Origin of the sequence: Amphibacillus sp. MSJ-3, assembly GCF_018919165.1 — a bacterium.
Taxonomy (GTDB): domain Bacteria; phylum Bacillota; class Bacilli; order Bacillales; family Amphibacillaceae; genus Amphibacillus.
Window position 1 is genome coordinate 94,841 of record NZ_JAHLQM010000001.1, and the last position, 16,395, is coordinate 111,235.

Annotated in this window: 17 protein-coding genes and 1 other annotated feature; of the genes, 3 read left to right on the plus strand and 14 right to left on the minus strand. The window is 35.9% G+C overall.

Annotated elements, in window-relative coordinates; all coding sequences use genetic code 11:
• Nucleotides 1-3 precede the first annotated feature (3 nt).
• The 3 genes from polX to zapA all read right to left on the minus strand — a co-directional run bounded on the left by polX (nt 4) and on the right by zapA (nt 2,716).
• Nucleotides 4-1,731: a DNA polymerase/3'-5' exonuclease PolX gene (gene polX, locus KQI76_RS00445; protein WP_216398331.1), complete on the minus strand. Its 1,728-nt coding sequence runs from the start codon at nt 1,729-1,731 to the stop codon at nt 4-6.
• Nucleotides 1,732-1,905: 174 nt separating this feature from the next.
• A complete protein-coding gene (locus KQI76_RS00450) occupies nt 1,906-2,448 on the minus strand; it encodes a CvpA family protein (protein ID WP_216398332.1) in 543 nt (180 codons plus the stop codon).
• 4 nt (nt 2,449-2,452) lie between these two features.
• A complete protein-coding gene (gene zapA / locus KQI76_RS00455) occupies nt 2,453-2,716 on the minus strand; it encodes a cell division protein ZapA (protein WP_216398333.1) in 264 nt (87 codons plus the stop codon).
• A gap of 122 nt (nt 2,717-2,838) precedes the next feature.
• Between zapA and rnhC the strand changes: the two genes are divergently transcribed.
• Nucleotides 2,839-3,771 carry a ribonuclease HIII gene (gene rnhC, locus KQI76_RS00460; RefSeq protein WP_216398334.1) on the plus strand — a complete coding sequence of 311 codons (933 nt, stop codon included), beginning with the start codon at nt 2,839-2,841 and terminating at the stop codon, nt 3,769-3,771.
• Between the two features lie 26 nt (nt 3,772-3,797).
• On the opposite strand, the gene pheT is transcribed toward rnhC, so the two are convergent.
• The 3 genes from pheT to KQI76_RS00475 all read right to left on the minus strand — a co-directional run bounded on the left by pheT (nt 3,798) and on the right by KQI76_RS00475 (nt 8,398).
• Nucleotides 3,798-6,224, minus strand: coding sequence for a phenylalanine--tRNA ligase subunit beta (pheT, locus tag KQI76_RS00465; protein WP_216398335.1), 2,427 nt, complete (start codon nt 6,222-6,224; stop codon nt 3,798-3,800).
• A gap of 12 nt (nt 6,225-6,236) precedes the next feature.
• Entirely contained in the window at nt 6,237-7,274 is a 1,038-nt protein-coding gene (pheS, locus tag KQI76_RS00470) for a phenylalanine--tRNA ligase subunit alpha (protein WP_216398336.1), read from the minus strand.
• 79 nt (nt 7,275-7,353) lie between these two features.
• Nucleotides 7,354-7,588: a binding site (T-box leader), on the minus strand.
• A 57-nt stretch (nt 7,589-7,645) separates the two neighbouring features.
• Nucleotides 7,646-8,398 (minus strand): TrmH family RNA methyltransferase, encoded by a 753-nt coding sequence (locus KQI76_RS00475; protein ID WP_216398337.1) that lies wholly within the window; start codon nt 8,396-8,398, stop codon nt 7,646-7,648.
• A 102-nt stretch (nt 8,399-8,500) separates the two neighbouring features.
• Here KQI76_RS00475 and sspI point away from each other — a divergent pair, with 102 nt between their 5' ends.
• Nucleotides 8,501-8,719 (plus strand): small acid-soluble spore protein SspI, encoded by a 219-nt coding sequence (gene sspI / locus KQI76_RS00480; protein ID WP_216398338.1) that lies wholly within the window; start codon nt 8,501-8,503, stop codon nt 8,717-8,719.
• A gap of 344 nt (nt 8,720-9,063) precedes the next feature.
• On the opposite strand, the gene KQI76_RS00485 is transcribed toward sspI, so the two are convergent.
• Entirely contained in the window at nt 9,064-9,906 is an 843-nt protein-coding gene (locus KQI76_RS00485; protein WP_216398339.1) for an aldo/keto reductase, read from the minus strand.
• A gap of 435 nt (nt 9,907-10,341) precedes the next feature.
• Nucleotides 10,342-11,616 (minus strand): IS110 family RNA-guided transposase, encoded by a 1,275-nt coding sequence (locus KQI76_RS00490; RefSeq protein ID WP_216398340.1) that lies wholly within the window; start codon nt 11,614-11,616, stop codon nt 10,342-10,344.
• 298 nt (nt 11,617-11,914) lie between these two features.
• Between KQI76_RS00490 and KQI76_RS00495 the strand changes: the two genes are divergently transcribed.
• Nucleotides 11,915-12,523, plus strand: coding sequence for a lytic transglycosylase domain-containing protein (locus KQI76_RS00495; protein WP_216398341.1), 609 nt, complete (start codon nt 11,915-11,917; stop codon nt 12,521-12,523).
• A 428-nt stretch (nt 12,524-12,951) separates the two neighbouring features.
• On the opposite strand, the gene KQI76_RS00500 is transcribed toward KQI76_RS00495, so the two are convergent.
• The 6 genes from KQI76_RS00500 to rpmI all read right to left on the minus strand — a co-directional run bounded on the left by KQI76_RS00500 (nt 12,952) and on the right by rpmI (nt 16,395).
• The gene (locus KQI76_RS00500; protein ID WP_216398342.1) at nt 12,952-14,028 is read right to left on the minus strand and encodes a M42 family metallopeptidase; all 1,077 of its coding nucleotides are present in this window, start codon (nt 14,026-14,028) and stop codon (nt 12,952-12,954) included.
• Nucleotides 14,029-14,308: 280 nt separating this feature from the next.
• The gene (locus KQI76_RS00505; protein WP_216398343.1) at nt 14,309-14,794 is read right to left on the minus strand and encodes a dUTP diphosphatase; all 486 of its coding nucleotides are present in this window, start codon (nt 14,792-14,794) and stop codon (nt 14,309-14,311) included.
• A gap of 17 nt (nt 14,795-14,811) precedes the next feature.
• Entirely contained in the window at nt 14,812-15,375 is a 564-nt protein-coding gene (locus KQI76_RS00510; RefSeq protein ID WP_216398344.1) for a TVP38/TMEM64 family protein, read from the minus strand.
• Nucleotides 15,376-15,446: 71 nt separating this feature from the next.
• Entirely contained in the window at nt 15,447-15,719 is a 273-nt protein-coding gene (locus KQI76_RS00515; protein WP_371817629.1) for a DUF1294 domain-containing protein, read from the minus strand.
• Between the two features lie 74 nt (nt 15,720-15,793).
• On the minus strand, nt 15,794-16,153 hold the full coding sequence (rplT, locus tag KQI76_RS00520) for a 50S ribosomal protein L20 (RefSeq protein WP_216398346.1): 360 nt from the start codon (nt 16,151-16,153) through the stop codon (nt 15,794-15,796).
• A 47-nt stretch (nt 16,154-16,200) separates the two neighbouring features.
• Nucleotides 16,201-16,395 carry a 50S ribosomal protein L35 gene (gene rpmI, locus KQI76_RS00525; protein ID WP_216398347.1) on the minus strand — a complete coding sequence of 65 codons (195 nt, stop codon included), beginning with the start codon at nt 16,393-16,395 and terminating at the stop codon, nt 16,201-16,203.

Sequence of the window (16,395 nt, forward strand, 5' to 3'; positions counted from 1 at the left end):
AGATCACCTATTTTCTTTTTTACTGAAGAAAGCTTGTAGTTTATCCAATGACCAAGTATTAACGACTGTTTCAGGTTTTAACCAGCCTCTTCTTGCAACTCGAACCCCTTGTTTCATGAAATCTAAGCTATCTTTATTATGTGCATCTGTATTAATTGCAATTTTAACCCCTTTATCTTGTGCCTTTTTAACCCATTCTGCTGATAAATCAAAGCGTTTTGGATTCGCATTTAACTCCAGAATTGTGTTTGTTTCTTTTGCTTTATCAATCAGGTGGTCTAAATTTACTTGATAACCTTCACGTTTACCAATGATTCTCCCTGTTGGATGAGCGATTAACTTAACATATGGATTTTCCATTGCAAGGTTTAAACGATTCATGATTTCTTCTTCCGATTGATTAAAACTAGAATGAATTGCTGCAATCACAAAGTCCATTTCTTGTAAAAAGTCGTCATCAAAATCTAAACGCCCATCAGGTAAAATATCCATTTCTACTCCTGCTAATATCGATATTTCTGGATATAATTGACGTAAGCGTTCAATTTCTTCTCTCTGTTTACTTAATCTTGTTTCATTTAATCCATTAGCTACTCGTAAAAACTTTGAATGATCTGTAATCGCTATATACTCATAGTTTCGTTCAAGCGCGAACTGAACCATTTCTTCAATAGATTGACCTCCGTCACTCCATGTGGTGTGCATATGTAGGTCACCTTTTATTTGTTCCTCTTCGATCAATGAAACATGATTTTCAAAAGCTTCAATTTCACCTTGAGCTTCCCTCAATTCAGGAGGGATGTTATTTAAACCAAAATGATTAAAAAAAGCTTCTTCGGTTTCGAACGTTTTTATTTCTCCTGTATCTAAGCTCTCTACGCCATACTCACTTATTTTTTCACCTTGTTCCTTTGCCCGTTGACGCATAGCTACATTATGGTCTTTTGATCCGGTAAAGTGATGTAAGGTTGTTGGAAATTGCTGATCTGTTACAATTCGAAAATCAACTGACACATCATATTTATCAGACAATACGATCGATACTTTAGTATCTCCAGCAGAGATAACTTCCTTCAGATCAGGAATATTTAATAAGCTCTCTTTTACAATTCTAGGTTGATTTGTTGCAATAATAAAATCAAGATCTTTGATTGTCTCTCGCATTCTCCGCATGCTTCCCGCAATCGAAAACCGTTCTATTTCATCAATTTTATCCAGGTATGTTTCAAGCTTTTTTGCCAGTTGAAGCATGTCGTCAATCGGCAACCGATCTGGTCGGGAACCTGCTTCAACAATCGCTTTTAAGATATTTTGTTCTGTTTTCTTTCCGAAGCCTTTTAAAGCTGATACTTCACCAGCTTCACATGCTCGCTTTAAACTTTCTTGATCAACAATATTTAATTCTTGATATAGTCGGGCTAGCTTTTTGCCACCTAAGCCCGGTAGCTCGAGTAGGGGAATTAATCCCTTTGGCACATCAGCTTCAAGTTCAGTCAATGTCGTAGAAACGCCCTGTTTGATATATTCACTAATCGTCTTTGCTGTTCCTTTGCCAATCCCCTTAATTTGAGTAAAATCATCAATTTCGCTTAATGCACGTTCATCTATTTCAAGTGCTTGAGCTGCTTTTCGGTAAGCGGAAATTCTAAAGGGATTCTCCCCCTTTAACTCTAAGTAAATAGCGATTTGTTCTAATAACTGAATGACATCTTTTTTATTAACTTGCTTCATGCCCGCACCTCCATCCATGATGTCGAGATAAGTTTTTTTAGAAACGACTGATTAACCCTTCGATAGCCATTAAAGGACAACCATACTCCCAGCTGGCAACTTGAAATGTTCTTGCCAATCCTATTTATTAAGCAATTTCGCAAGGAAAAACCCTTGCATTCATAATGACAAGGGTTAACTATTAATCATATGTTCAAACCACAAGGATTTAATTTGTTCAGAAAACACAGGGGTTTGTTCAATCATAAATCTCGCTATACTAGAACCCTCTAATAAAGATTGGATTTGGCCAATGGGTAATAAAGAAAGAATAAAAACAACTATAAACACGATTAAATATTGTTCAATAAAACCAATGACTACACCAAGAACCCCATTCACAACATTTAAAATCGGCAAATCTGCCACGAAATCTAGCATTGAGCTCACAATACTTGTCACTATTTTTGTTCCGAAGAAAAGAATAGCAAAAGCAATCATATTATAATAAGCATTTTCTAACATAAGTGTTTCACTAAAAAATGCCCAATCTTCTTCTAATAGACGTGGATATGGGATCAACATTTCTAAATGGGGTGCAAGGCTCCCGTAAAAATAAACAGCAACAAAGAAAGCAATAAAAAAACCGATAAAGTGAAATGTTTGTAAAATAAATCCTCGTTTTAATCCACGTAAAATCCCTAAAACAAGTAATCCTAATATAATTATATCTAACATAAGCTTATAAATCCTCTTTCTCTTCCATTTTTTTGCGTAACTGTTCATAATCATCTTTAAGCTTTAAATAATCATTAACGGTATTAACAGCTGTTAGAACAGCTAATCGTGTTGTATCTAAGCTTTTATTTACTTGATAAATTTCATGCATCTTGTCATCTACGATGCTCGCAACCAGCCGTGTATGATGAACACTTTCATTACCGATAATCGTGTAGGTTCTACCATAGATATCAACGGTCGTCCGTGTTTTTTTCGTTTGGGACACACAAATCCCCCCCTCTATTAACTCCTGATACTTATCTTACCATGAACAACTTGTTTAGGAAACTATTCTATTCAATGTTTATTTGATATAATGGATCTAATAACTTTTCAAAAGGAGAGCATATGGGACAAATAGTACTTCAATTATCAAATGAAACTTTATTGAAAATGAAAGAAACATACCATAAATTTTTAATAGCAACACCCCCTGGCGCTCTTTTTTCAGCAAGAACGGCAAATACAACCATTACAGCTTATAAATCAGGAAAGGTACTTTTTCAAGGGAAAACCCCAGAAGTTGAAGCAAATAAATGGGGGAGCGCTCTTCCCAATCAAAAACATGCTCACAAAAAAAAGGAGACTAAACACCGCTACCTTCCGGACCAAGATCTATTTACAGCATCAATCATCGGTTCCGACGAAGCTGGTACAGGTGATTACTTTGGACCAATAACAGTAAGTGCTGCCTATGTAAAAAGTGATCAAATTGAACTTCTTAAAGAACTCGGTGTACGTGATTCAAAAAGTTTATCCGATCAATCAATTTTAGATATCGCCCAACAGATTTTTTTATTAGAGATCCCCTATTCCTTAATGATTTTACCTAATCCTAAGTATAATCAATTGCAAAAGGAAGGTTGGTCCCAAGGGAAAATGAAAACGATGTTGCATGATGCTGCGATTAACAGTCTATTAAGCAAAATCTCACCAATAAAACCAGACGGTATCTTAATTGACCAATTCTCCGAACCACATGTTTATCTCAATCATCTGAAAAGTGAGAATAAAATATTACCGGATTCAACTTACTTTATAACAAAAGCTGAAAGTCAATCTACTGCTGTTGCAACAGCATCGATTATTGCCCGGGCTAGCTTCGTTGGAGAGATCAGTCGACTAAGCAAACAAGTTGGCTTTACGTTACCAAAAGGAGCTTCAGCTAAAGTAGACCAAGCGGCTAGCTATATTATTCAAAAAAAAGGTGTCGCTTATTTACACAATGTAGCAAAGGTTCATTTTGCTAATACAAAAAAGGCATTATCCCATTTAAAATAGGATAATGTCTTTTCTCTTTTTAAATATTAAGACCGTAGGGTTGCCCCATGAGCTTCTTTAACCTTTTCTAAAATCTCTTGATATGATGCTTCAACCTCTTCGTCTTTCAATGTTCGATTTGAATTTGCATATAATAGGCTGAGGGCAAGTGATTTCTTACCTTTATTTAAATGTTCACCTTGATAAAGATCAAAAACATGAACTTTTTGAAGCCATTCACCAGCAGCTTCTCTGATTGTTTTTTCTAAATCAGCTGCCGTTACCGTTTGATCAACAACAAGAGCAATATCACGTGTAATTGAAGGATAACGTAAGATCTTATCAAAATGTGGTTCATCATTGTAAATAGTAAATAAATAATCTAAATCAAGATCAAAGACATAAGTTTCTTTCAAATCATACTGTTTTTGTATAGTCGGATGCAGTTGACCAATGAATCCAACTGGAACTTCTCCAATAAAGATTTGCGCTGTTCGCCCTGGATGCATCTGCTTAATTTCAGATTGTCGATATGTTGGCTGTATACGTAAACGCGTAAACAAGCCATCGATAATCCCTTTTAATAAATAAAAATCAACTGTTTTTGCTTCTTGTTGCCATTGATGTGTCAACCATCTTCCAGTGATTGCCCCACTTGCTCTAAGTTTTTCATCAGGTTGTGTTTGAATGTCTTTTTCTTTTGAAACAAAGATACTTCCGATTTCATAATAGCTTAGATCTTGTTGTTTACGCGCCACATTATATGAAAGTGTGGCAAGCATCTCTGGCAACAAACTTAATCGAAGCGTACTATGCTCTTCACTCATCGGTTTCGATAATCGAATTGGTTTTTCGGCGATTTGAGCAATTTCCGGACTAATAAGCATCTGTGAGCGTGTTTCTGTTGTTAACGAATAGGTGATAGTCTCCATTAGTCCTGCACCTTCAAAATATTGTTTCACATAACGTTTTAATAATTGTTTTTTTGTTAACCTTCCAAGTTGTTGATTTCCCTCTGGAAGTGTATAAGGCAAATTGTCATAACCATAAATACGTGCAACTTCTTCGAGTATGTCTTCAAAGATTTTAATATCTTGGCGGCGTGTTGGGATCGTAACTGTAAATGAATCTCCATCCTGTACATATGAAAATGCTAATTTTTCAAATATAAATGCAATCTCTGTTGCGTCAATATTTGTACCAAGTCGGCTATTAATTCGGTCTACTTCAACTGTTAATTGTTGCTCAGATTTATCGAGCTGGTCATATTCACTGACACCACTTAAGACCTTGCCATTCGCATACTTGGCTAATAATTTCGCCGCACGTTGACCTGCTAATTTTACTCGATTTGGGTCAAGACCCTTTTCAAAACGAGTGCTTGATTCACTACGTAATTGATGATCTTTTGAACCCATTCGGACACGTTTACTATCAAAGTAAGCTGCCTCTAGCAAGACTGTCTTCGTTTCTTCTGTTACCTCTGAATTAGCGCCACCCATGACTCCAGCCAAGGCTGTCGGTTCTTTCCCATTTGTGATTACTAAATGTTCAGGGGTTAATGTGCGGGTTTCATTATCTAATGTAACGATAGTCTCTTGTTCTCTTGCTCGCCGGACAAGAATTTCATTTGAACCAAATTTATCAAAGTCAAATGCATGTAGCGGTTGTCCATACTCTAATAAAACATAGTTTGTAATATCAACAACATTATTAATTGGTCGAATCCCCGCTGCTATCAAATAATTGCGCATCCACAATGGAGCAGGTCCAACTTCTATATCTTTAATTATGAAAGCGCCATAGTAAGGGGTATCTTCCTTTGCTTCTACATTTACCGTGATGTAGTCACTCACCTGTTCATCAATCACTTCGACATGATGATCAGGTAATTGAATCTTCTTATTCAGTATAGCAGCCGTTTCATATGCTACACCAAGCATGCTAAGTGCATCTGCACGATTTGGCGTTAAATCAAATTCAAGAATAGCATCATCTAAATTCAGATACTCTGTTACATCTTTACCAATTTCCACATCATTAGGAAAGACATAAATCCCATCTTGATCTTCCTTAGATATATATGCTTCTGCTATACCAAGCTCTTGAAGAGAACAAATCATCCCTTGCGATTCTATACCTCTTAGCTTAGCTTTTTTTATTTTAAAGTTACCTGGTAGCACTGCGCCCGGCTTAGCTACTGCAACCTTTTGTCCACTTGCAATATTTTGGGCACCACAAACAATCTGTAATGTTTCGTCCCCAACCTCAACCTGACAAACTTTTAATTTATCAGCATTTGGATGTTGCTCACAGGATGTAACATAACCTACAACAACATTCGTACTCTTTTCTGCTACATAAGATATACCATCTACTTCAATTCCTGCCTTGGTAATTTTACTTGCCAATTCTTCAGGTGTATGATGATCTAAATCAACATATTCTTTTAACCAATTTAATGATACACGCATGTTTTTACCTCCTTATTGTGCTCGATGATATTGTTCTAAGAAACGACGATCATTTGTATAAAAATGACGAATATCATCAATACCATATTTCAACATTGCAATCCGCTCTGGTCCCATACCAAATGCAAAACCACTATAGACTTTCGGATCATAACCAGCCATTTTTAGAACATTTGGATGAACCATGCCACCGCCTAGTATTTCAATCCAACCTGTTTGCTTACAAACTGAACACCCTTCTCCTTGGCATACCTTACATGAAATATCCATTTCAACGGAGGGTTCCGTAAATGGGAAAAAGCTTGGTCTTAATCGAATTTCACGTTCAGCTCCAAAGAACTGTTTAGCAAATTGATTAAGTACCCCTTTTAAATCACTCATGCGCACATTTTTATCAACATATAATCCTTCAACTTGAGTGAATTGGTGGGAGTGGGTCGCATCATCTGTATCACGACGGTATACTTTACCAGGGCAAATCATTTTAACCGGCTTACTTCCCTGGTATTCACCCATTGTTCTAGCCTGAACTGGTGAAGTATGTGTTCGCATTAATAAGTCTTCTGTAATATAAAATGAGTCTTGCATATCGCGAGCAGGGTGATCTTTTGGTAAATTAAGTGCCTCAAAGTTATAATAATCTGTTTCAACCTCTGGACCTTCTCTTACTTCAAACCCCATCCCAATAAATAAATCTTCAATTTCTGAAATGATATGTGTTAATAAATGTGGTCCACCAACTTGAACGGGACGACCGGGTAGGGTAACATCAATTGTTTCAGATTTCAACTGCTCATTTAATACCGCTTCCTCAATAACAGCTTTCTTTGTTTCGATTGCTTCAGTAATTGTTTCACGAACCTTATTGGCCAATTCACCAATTATTGGGCGTTCTTCCTTGGATAGCTTACCCATTCCTCGTAAGACTTCCGTAATCGGTCCCTTTTTCCCTAAATATGAAACACGTATTTTTTGGAAATCAGCTAAAGTATCTGCTTTTTCAACTTGTTTAAGTGCTTCGGCTTGTAGTGCATGTAGTTTTTCTTTCATAAAAAATACCTCCTCATTTTTGAATTTATAATAGATCAATCCATTAATAAAAGAATAGAAAAAAAGCCTGCATCCCTTAAAAAGGGACGAGGCTTAGCAATCGCGGTACCACCCTTGTTGGCAAAAAAATTGCCCACTTCATTGTTTTAACGGATTCATAAATCCGGAACGTTCTTACTTGTCTAATCAAGGTCCCAAACGTCAGCTCCAGAGTGAAAATTCAGTTTTTTTCAATGCGCCTACTTTCAGTCAAGGTAGGTCGTTCCTGATTCATTGTTTATTAAAAAACTTACTCGCTCTTTCTTTGCTTTTAAATATATTAGCTATAATTATAGAAAATTTACTGGTCATTTGCAACTTATTTTAAGTATTTAGTTATTTTTTTGTGGCATTTGAATGTGATACATCATAATTCCAGCTGCTATGCTGACATTTAATGATTCGGCCTGTCCATAAATCGGAATATGAATTAAATGATCAGCTTGCCTTAATAGTTGATTATCAACACCTTTTCCTTCATTACCAACAATCAATGCCATCTTTTCTGTCAATTCAATTGTGTTAATCGGATTAGCATCCACTAAAGTTGAAGCATAGACGGTAACACCTTTTGTCTTCAATCTTTCGATTTCCAATGAAAGATCTACTTGAATAATTGGTAAATGAAAAATGGATCCTTGTGAAGAACGAATGACTTTATCGTTATATAAGTCAACCGTACTTTCACCTAATATAACTGCATCAAAACCTGCGGCATCTGCAGTTCTGATCATTGTCCCAAGATTGCCGGGATCTTGAACTGAATCGACAAGTAGTAGGCGATTCGTTAAATATTCCGTTGACCTTTTTATCTTTACAATAGCCATAATTCCTTGAGGGGATTTCGTTTGAGCCAAATGTGCTAAGACATTATCACTAACATATTCAATCGTTTGGTTGGATAAATCAAATCCTGGTTCAAATCCTACTTCAATAATGACAGTTTCAATCTCCCAATCACTTGCTAATGCCTCTTCTACTAAGTGCTCACCTTCAATAAGGAAAAGCCCTTCTTCCATACGATATTTTTTTTTATTTAGCTTCGACCATTTTTTAACCGCTTGATTTTTTACCGAGGTGATCATTTTTTTCATCCTTTAACGTCATTCTTTTATTCATCATACATATTTCACCACATCTTGGTCAAACTATTTTTAATACAGATTATGTTTAAGAGGTGATGTGAAATGGATCTTAATTTAAGAAAAGCTATTTTAGCAAATGTTTCAGATAATAGTCAAGATGAGTTAGAGGCAACAATTGTCGATGCTATTCAAAGTGGTGAGGAAAAGATGTTACCAGGATTAGGTGTTTTGTTTGAATTGATTTGGCAACAATCTGATCAAGAGGATAAAAGTAATATGCTTCAGTTGCTAGAACAAGGTGTTCAGCACACTGGAGTATAAAGTAAAACTTCAATCAGTGGGGATCAGAACTACAGGACCTAGATCACGCAGACCTTACCACGGGTCCTGGTAGATTTAGTCTGCCTTCCCCACCCCCACTGATCGTTAGTAGTACAAGGGTATGACCTAAAGGCCCTTGAACCAATCGGGCCGCTACTGTCAGTTGATCTCCCACCTCCAATTTCTACTTTCCTTCGAATACTGGAAGTGGGAGTCTTACTGACAGTTGCACTGAGGTAAAGTGACAATTTAAAAATGCCCAATGGCTGGAAATCTCCATTTAGGGGACGGTGTGACTCCACTAAATGGAATCTCCCACCCTATCTTCTATCAGGCTTCTCTAATTAAAACTCCTCATATTCTGCTGGGTTTAGGTTATTCATTCTACCATCTACTAAAGTCATGTTATTGATTAATTCCATATCCTCTTCCATTAATTCAAAATCAAAAATAGAAATGTTTTCAAGTTGTCGTTTCGGATTTGATGATCTTGGAATACTGATCGAATTTAATTGATAATGCCATCTTAAAACAATTTGTGCACCTGTCCGATGATACTTTTCAGCTAATAGCCTTATTATTTCATGATCTAATAGATCTTTATTAAGTGCCAAGGGACTCCACGATTGGGTCATCACTCCATTTTGTTCATGCCATTGACGTTGTTCATTTTGATTAAAGTAAGGATGCAATTCAACTTGATTTATACTCGGTAAAACACCTGTTTCTTCTTTTAATCTTGTAAGATGTTCAGGTAAGAAATTACAAACACCTGCAGAACGGATTAAGCCCCATTTTTTCGCATCTAGCAGGGCTTGCCACGCTTCAACATACCTATCCTGATTGGGGTTTGGCCAATGAATCAAATAAAGATCATAATAGTCAAGATCTGCGCGATAGAGGGATTCTTGTATCGTTTGAATCGCTTGATCATACTGGTGATATCGTCCTGGTAACTTTGAAGTAACAAATAGTTCCTTCCTCGAAACCGCACTTTCTTTAATCGCACGGCCAACAGCACCTTCATTTTCATAATTATAGGCTGTATCTAGCAATCGATAACCTATATTAATCGCACTTTTAATCGCATTAACACCTTGGAAACCTTTTAAATTTGCAGTTCCCAGACCAATCATCGGCACCTCTGTTCCATCATTTAAGTAAGTCGTCGGTATTTGAACCATCATTATCCTCCCTCTATAAATTAAGTTATTATTAAAATTTCGTCGATTTACTCCATTTTTCTACCCAACGTGAATTTGTACCATGGTTTAGATGAACCTAAATATTCAATAAATATTAAATATTGGAATTTGGGGTTCTATTTGAATAAACACCAATGACTTAATTACCATTAAATGTATTTATAAGTAATAATTGCACTTTTGGATCTCCACATATTCATGGCGGTGTACCCTCCCATGTCTCACGGCATCAATGTGCGCAAATTCCTTCGTTCAACCTCTCCATGGTGGATGCCGGAAATGCTCCTAAAGTGGGTCTGAGCCCTAATGGATAAAATAACGACCGGCTAATCCGTGCTTCAATTGTCAGTGTATAGCGATGTATATCGACGTTATTTAACTCATGTTAAACTAACTTACTTTGTGTTATACAGCCACTTATATTGCCTGCAATGATGGAATATCTCGAATCATTCGATGTGGATCAAATGCACACTCACGTGTGCCAATCACATAGAGAACCTTGATTAATTTACGCGCTAATGCGACGAAGGACTGTTTCCCTGTTAGTTGATTAGACGAACGTGTCCGATAATAATTGTGCAATTGGCTAAAGGCTGGATTGTGTTTAGATAACGGAATAACAACTTGATACAATAAACATCTCAATCGCTTACGTCCTCTTTTCGTAATGGAGGTTCTTCCTTTGTGAAGACCGGATTGATTCATTTTTAAGTTAAGTCCCGCTAATTTAATAATTTGGCGTGGATCTCGATAGTTTCTCAAATCGCCTACTTCCGCAAAGAAGCCTACCACCGTCATCATACTAATTCCTTTAATTTGAGCCATTTTATCAGCACTTGGAATGGATGTAGCTAAATCAGTTAATTCCTCTTCAAGTGAATTTAATTGAGTCCTTAAGTGTTTATATTGGGTGATTAAATATTGAATTTCATGACGTGCCATCTTTATTCCGACACGTAAACCAATACTGTTTTCAGCTGCAACTTTTAAGGCACGTATACGTTTGATACCTATCGACCGTTTAGTTACTGTACTGACTTCTTCGAGTAATACATCTTCCGATGTATGAACGATATCCTCAGGCAAATAACCTCTTGATAAAAGATGAAGTGCAGAAAGCCCTGTCCAGTCTTTAAATACGGTGAGAAACTCAGGGAAGTAACGATCCAGCGCATTATGCATTTGAGCTTTGATTGATGTTAAATCTTCCTTAATCATGTCATGTAGTTTCATGCCTTCTCGCAATTCCGCATATAATTCTTCTGGTAAGGTGGGTTCATTGAACCGTCCATCTTTAACGAGCTGGGCGATGACTTTTGCATCTTTTGTATCGTTCTTGGTTGGTGAATCATCATCAAGCTCCTTTGAGCGCTTCACTTTTGATGGATTAACAACGACCCCTTTAATTCCCTGTTCTTTTAAATAATAAGCAAGGTTTAACCAATAGTGGCCAGTGGGTTCCATTCCAATAATAACCTTTGATCGATTTTCTACTTTTTTAAGATTTTCAATCCAAGTAAGCAGATTTGTGAAGCCATGGATTGAATTATCAAACACCAGGCGTTTGATAAGATCACGTCCACGATCATCAATCGCACGCGCAACGTGTTTTCGTTTAGCAATATCTACCCCAATAATTAATGTGTTCTCATTGATTTGCATTAAGCGTTGATTTTGTGTAAAATCCATTATGAAGTCTCCTTTCGGTACTTAAATTCGAGGTCAACGTTGACACTCTCTATCGTACCAAGGGAGCTTCTTTTTTGCATTCTTCATAATCAACGATTTTTCCTCATATTTAGTTCCTTACAGGAATGCTCCTTCTAATATAAAACTTCTTTTATTAATTATACCTTTCTATGAACAGAAGCAAACATTTATCCTAGCTTTTAAAAAATTAAGCCTTTTTAACTATGATTTTGTTGCTAATTGTTAAGTCGTGGTTTAAAATAGTATATAGAATGATTGGTAGATTAGGAGCATACATATGGATATTCGTTTTTTGCAAAGCTTAATGCAAACACAAACGATTCAGTACTTACAACCAACAAGGCAACGACAATCTAGTAGTTTTCTTAATGACTTTTATCTTCAAACACTGAACCAGACTGAGACAATACCACTCAGTTCATCGATGTCAATTCGTGAAATTTTACACGGCAAGCCATCTATACTTGAGCAAACATCATCCATTGCAACACCGATTGAAGCAAATCTGTCAACAGATTTAAATACAATTATTCAAGAGGCAGCAGCAACTTATCAGGTTGATGAGAAACTAATCCGTTCTGTGATTCAAATGGAATCGAATTTTAATCAATATGCAGTAAGTCATTCAGGTGCACAAGGTTACATGCAGTTGATGCCACAAACAGCCAAAGGGTTGGGAGTGACTAATTCGTTTGATGCGAAGCAAAATATTTTCGGTGGTACAAAATACTTACGCCAGATGCTAACTCGTTATAATGAAGACACAACTTTAGCATTAGCTGCTTATAATGCTGGTCCAGGTAATGTTGATAAATACCGTGGGATTCCACCATTTAAAGAAACGCAAAATTATGTCAATAAAGTAATGAATCAATATATGTCTTAGATTTTACAACTGGATTTTATACGATTTTAACAAAACTAGTTGGACAATATTTGACGTTGGTGAGAAAAAGTAACTTCTCCAATTTACAAGGGTGAGGAAGTGAAATATTGCCAGCGTCCTTTATTTTAGCCTTGTTGGAGACCATCTTTTAGCATAGCTTTGTTTTTTAAAATCAATTTAGGATATATTTCTGTGTCTCTCGTCTTGGTGAAATATATCAATCCCCCTCGCCATACTTCACATATTAAACCCTAAGAAGTACCTATTGATATTCCAATGAATGTAGTTATTTGAAAATCATTTGAACCTAACAGCTATAAATAATTTATTCCATCAAAAAATCAATTCATTTTCTAAAGGTGAATGATTTATCTTTTGCAAAAAAATAAAGAAAGCCCCTTGTACAAGAGACCTTCTTCTATATTTATTTAATCAAATGTAATCTGATGAACGGTATCTTTATCTAAGAGTTTAATGACTTCTACAATAAGTTTAACCGCATTGTCGAAATCGTCCTGATGTAAAATACCTGCATGCGAATGGATATAGCGTGTGGCAATACCTATTGATAATGCCGGCACACCATTGGCTGTTAAGTGAATTGATCCACTGTCTGTCCCACCTGCCGCAATCGTTGCATATTGATAAGGAATTTGATGTTCATCAGCTGTTTTCAATACAAAATCTCGTAAACCTTTATGAGAAATCATTGATGCGTCATAGATAATAATCTGTGGACCTTTACCAATTTTACTATCTGCATCGTTGGCTGAAATTCCTGGTGTATCACCTGCGATACCCGTGTCAACAGCGAATGCAATATCTGGTTCAATCATGTTTGTTGATGTTTTCGCCCCACGTAAGCCTACCTCTTCTTGAACAGTTCCAACCCCATAAACAATATTAGGGTGCTCAATATCCTTTAATTGTCTCAGTACTTCAATAGCAATAGCACAACCTATTCGATTATCCCAAGCCTTGGCTAAAAGTAACTTTTCATTCTTCAGTGGTTGAAACTCAAAGTATGGGACAACGGAATTTCCTGGTTTAACCCCAAATGATTCCGCTTCTTCTTTACTAGTCGCACCAATATCAATAAACATATCCTTAATATCATATGGTTTTTTACGTGCTTCAGCGGGCATAATGTGTGGTGGTTTTGAACCAATCACTCCAACCAAATCACCTTGTTCTGTCACAACAGTAACGCGTTGAGCAAGCATAACTTGATTCCACCAGCCACCAATCGTTTGAAAATATAAAAAGCCATTATCATCAATTCGTGTTACCATTAAACCAATTTCATCTAAATGACCGGCGACCATCACTTTTGGACCATCTTCTTGGCCTACCTTTTTAGCAATTAAGCTACCTAAATGATCCGTGTATACCTCAGTTGCAAATGGTGAAATATATTTTTTCATCACTTCTCTTACTTCTTTTTCATTACCTGAAATACCTTTAGCTTCAGTTAATTCCTTAAACATTGTTAACTTCTCGTTCATTATGTATAGCCTCCCTTTCCTTCTACTCAATTATAACGAATTACAGAGAAAATAAACAGGGAGACGATTTCATTTTTTTTATACATCGTAATAACATGATCGAGCATAGACTTACTGTTTCCGAGCATAAAACTTATTTATCGAGCATAGACCTGCTGTTTCCGAGCATAAAACTTATTTATCGAGCATAAACTTGCTGTTTCCGAGCATAGACACTAAAGGAGCTTATAGTCAGCTAGTCTGAGCTGGGAAAAATGCAAAAAAAAAGATGAGCTCTATATTAATAATGCTCATCTTGTCGTTTGAAATTGACTTTATTCTTTTCGATATAAGCCAATTGAATTTCTTCTGCGGAAAAACCTAGTTGTTCGCCGAGAGTTAAAAACAAACCAAATACAGTTAGATAAGTTTCTTTACTTCGATCATCACGATAATAATCAATTGCCCGGTATAATTGATTAAATAGACCAGTCAGATCTCCTTGGTAAGGTTGATGGTCAACTTTTTCAACTTTATAGTCAGCATCTAAACCAAGCGATAAGATAAAGTGAATTCCATCAACATATTCTTCTAAAATAACTTCTCTCGGACTTGGTTCTTTGATACTCCAAAATTTAAAGCAGCGCGTTTCATTAGCCAATTCCCCTAATTCAACAAATAGAGCAAGAATTTTCCGTTCGAATAGTTGATCTGATGTTACTTGATGGTTTGACTGGATATATTGATCTAATTGATGTTGCATATCATATAAAGTTTTCCAATTCATTTTAAATGACTCCTTTATTATCTGAGAAATTCACGAACACTTACTCGTTCGTCCTTTTTTCTAAAAAGGAAAAACAATGTAACCAAACTAAAAATCATAGCTAATATTGCAAGTGGAGGTAAATTCGTTACGGATTGCCCAATTACTGTATATACAACTACCATTGGGATTACAGTATAAAATGAAGTAACTAAATAAGTACGGAAACTAGATGATGACTCATAGATGATGAAAGATAATAAATGATAATGGATAAACGGAATTAGTCTTAATATAGTCATTTGACTCGTTGTTAGTCGTGTATCTTTTCCAACAATTTTTGTTTTCATTTTTATTAATCTTTTAGTTATAAAAGGCATAATATCGGCTAAAAAATAAAATGAAATACTAGATAACATAAGACCAATGATAGATAAAATAATTCCAGGAATAATTCCAAAAATTAGACCTCCTGCAATACAAATCAAAATGACAGGTATAAATAGGATTGGTCGAATGAGATGAAGTGTTATATAAATTAGCGGCGCAATGAGTACATGCGTCCCTCTAACAAATTCAATATAGTATTCTATTTTTTCCATTTTCTTTTAGCCTCCTTTCAGTATCTCTTTAACTTATGAGTAGTAGTTAATCAATATGCTGGGCATGATAATTAGTAGAATATAAACCAACCAATTACTTGAATAACCAGGATAATTGGGATACCAATCCGAAACTGAATATGCTTCGTTTTATGTCGGTAGTGGTACATACCTAGTAGTGTCCCCAAAGATCCGCCAAGTAGGCTTATTAGCCAAAGATAACGTTCAGGAATACGCCATTTCCCTTTTTGGGCACGTTGCTTATCAGTTTTCATTATTAACAGTCCTAAGATATTTATCATGATATAGTAACTGATTAATTCTTTCATTTTAGACCTCATCATTGTTTGGTATTTTAGTACTAAATAAGCAAAAGAGTTGTCCTCATTGGTAAGAAAACAACTCTTTAATTTCAAGATTATTTATCTAATGCTGCTTTAGCTTGATCAACTAATTTTGTAAATGCTTGTGCATCTGACACAGCTAAATCTGCAAGCATTTTACGATTAACTTCAATACCTGCTAATTTTAAACCATGCATCAGACGGCTATATGAAATATCGTTCAAACGTGCAGCAGCATTAATTCGAGAAATCCATAATTTACGGAAGTCACGTTTTTTCTGTTTACGATCGCGATATGCATACTGACCTGATTTCCATACTTGTTGTTTTGCTGTTTTAAATAGAGCGTGTTTTGAACCATAATAACCTTTAGCTAATTTTAATGTGCGTTTACGACGCTTACGTGTAACTGTTCCACCTTTAACACGTGCCATAATAATTCCCTCCTATATATAACCTCAAAAAAGACGAATTTGTTCTATTATCTTGGTAGCATTTGATCGATACGCTTTTGATCACCTTTTGATACAAGCGCACCTTTACGTAATTTTCTTTTTTGTTTTTGTGATTTGTTTGCAAATAAGTGACTTGTAAAAGCATGACCTCGTTTTAATTTTCCAGAACTTGTTCTTTTAAAACGTTTTTGCGTGCCTTTATGTGTTTTCATTTTTGGCAT

Coding starts and splice junctions, on each gene's coding strand:
- polX (WP_216398331.1), bottom strand. CDS start 1,731: ATGAAGCAAGTTAATAAAAAAGATGTCATTCAGTTATTAGAACAAATC.
- KQI76_RS00450 (WP_216398332.1), bottom strand. CDS start 2,448: ATGTTAGATATAATTATATTAGGATTACTTGTTTTAGGGATTTTACGT.
- rnhC (WP_216398334.1), top strand. CDS start 2,839: ATGGGACAAATAGTACTTCAATTATCAAATGAAACTTTATTGAAAATG.
- pheT (WP_216398335.1), bottom strand. CDS start 6,224: ATGCGTGTATCATTAAATTGGTTAAAAGAATATGTTGATTTAGATCAT.
- pheS (WP_216398336.1), bottom strand. CDS start 7,274: ATGAAAGAAAAACTACATGCACTACAAGCCGAAGCACTTAAACAAGTT.
- KQI76_RS00475 (WP_216398337.1), bottom strand. CDS start 8,398: ATGATCACCTCGGTAAAAAATCAAGCGGTTAAAAAATGGTCGAAGCTA.
- sspI (WP_216398338.1), top strand. CDS start 8,501: ATGGATCTTAATTTAAGAAAAGCTATTTTAGCAAATGTTTCAGATAAT.
- KQI76_RS00485 (WP_216398339.1), bottom strand. CDS start 9,906: ATGATGGTTCAAATACCGACGACTTACTTAAATGATGGAACAGAGGTG.
- KQI76_RS00490 (WP_216398340.1), bottom strand. CDS start 11,616: ATGGATTTTACACAAAATCAACGCTTAATGCAAATCAATGAGAACACA.
- KQI76_RS00495 (WP_216398341.1), top strand. CDS start 11,915: ATGGATATTCGTTTTTTGCAAAGCTTAATGCAAACACAAACGATTCAG.
- KQI76_RS00500 (WP_216398342.1), bottom strand. CDS start 14,028: ATGAACGAGAAGTTAACAATGTTTAAGGAATTAACTGAAGCTAAAGGT.
- KQI76_RS00505 (WP_216398343.1), bottom strand. CDS start 14,794: ATGAATTGGAAAACTTTATATGATATGCAACATCAATTAGATCAATAT.
- KQI76_RS00510 (WP_216398344.1), bottom strand. CDS start 15,375: ATGGAAAAAATAGAATACTATATTGAATTTGTTAGAGGGACGCATGTA.
- KQI76_RS00515 (WP_371817629.1), bottom strand. CDS start 15,719: ATGATGAGGTCTAAAATGAAAGAATTAATCAGTTACTATATCATGATA.
- rplT (WP_216398346.1), bottom strand. CDS start 16,153: ATGGCACGTGTTAAAGGTGGAACAGTTACACGTAAGCGTCGTAAACGC.
- rpmI (WP_216398347.1), bottom strand. CDS start 16,395: ATGCCAAAAATGAAAACACATAAAGGCACGCAAAAACGTTTTAAAAGA.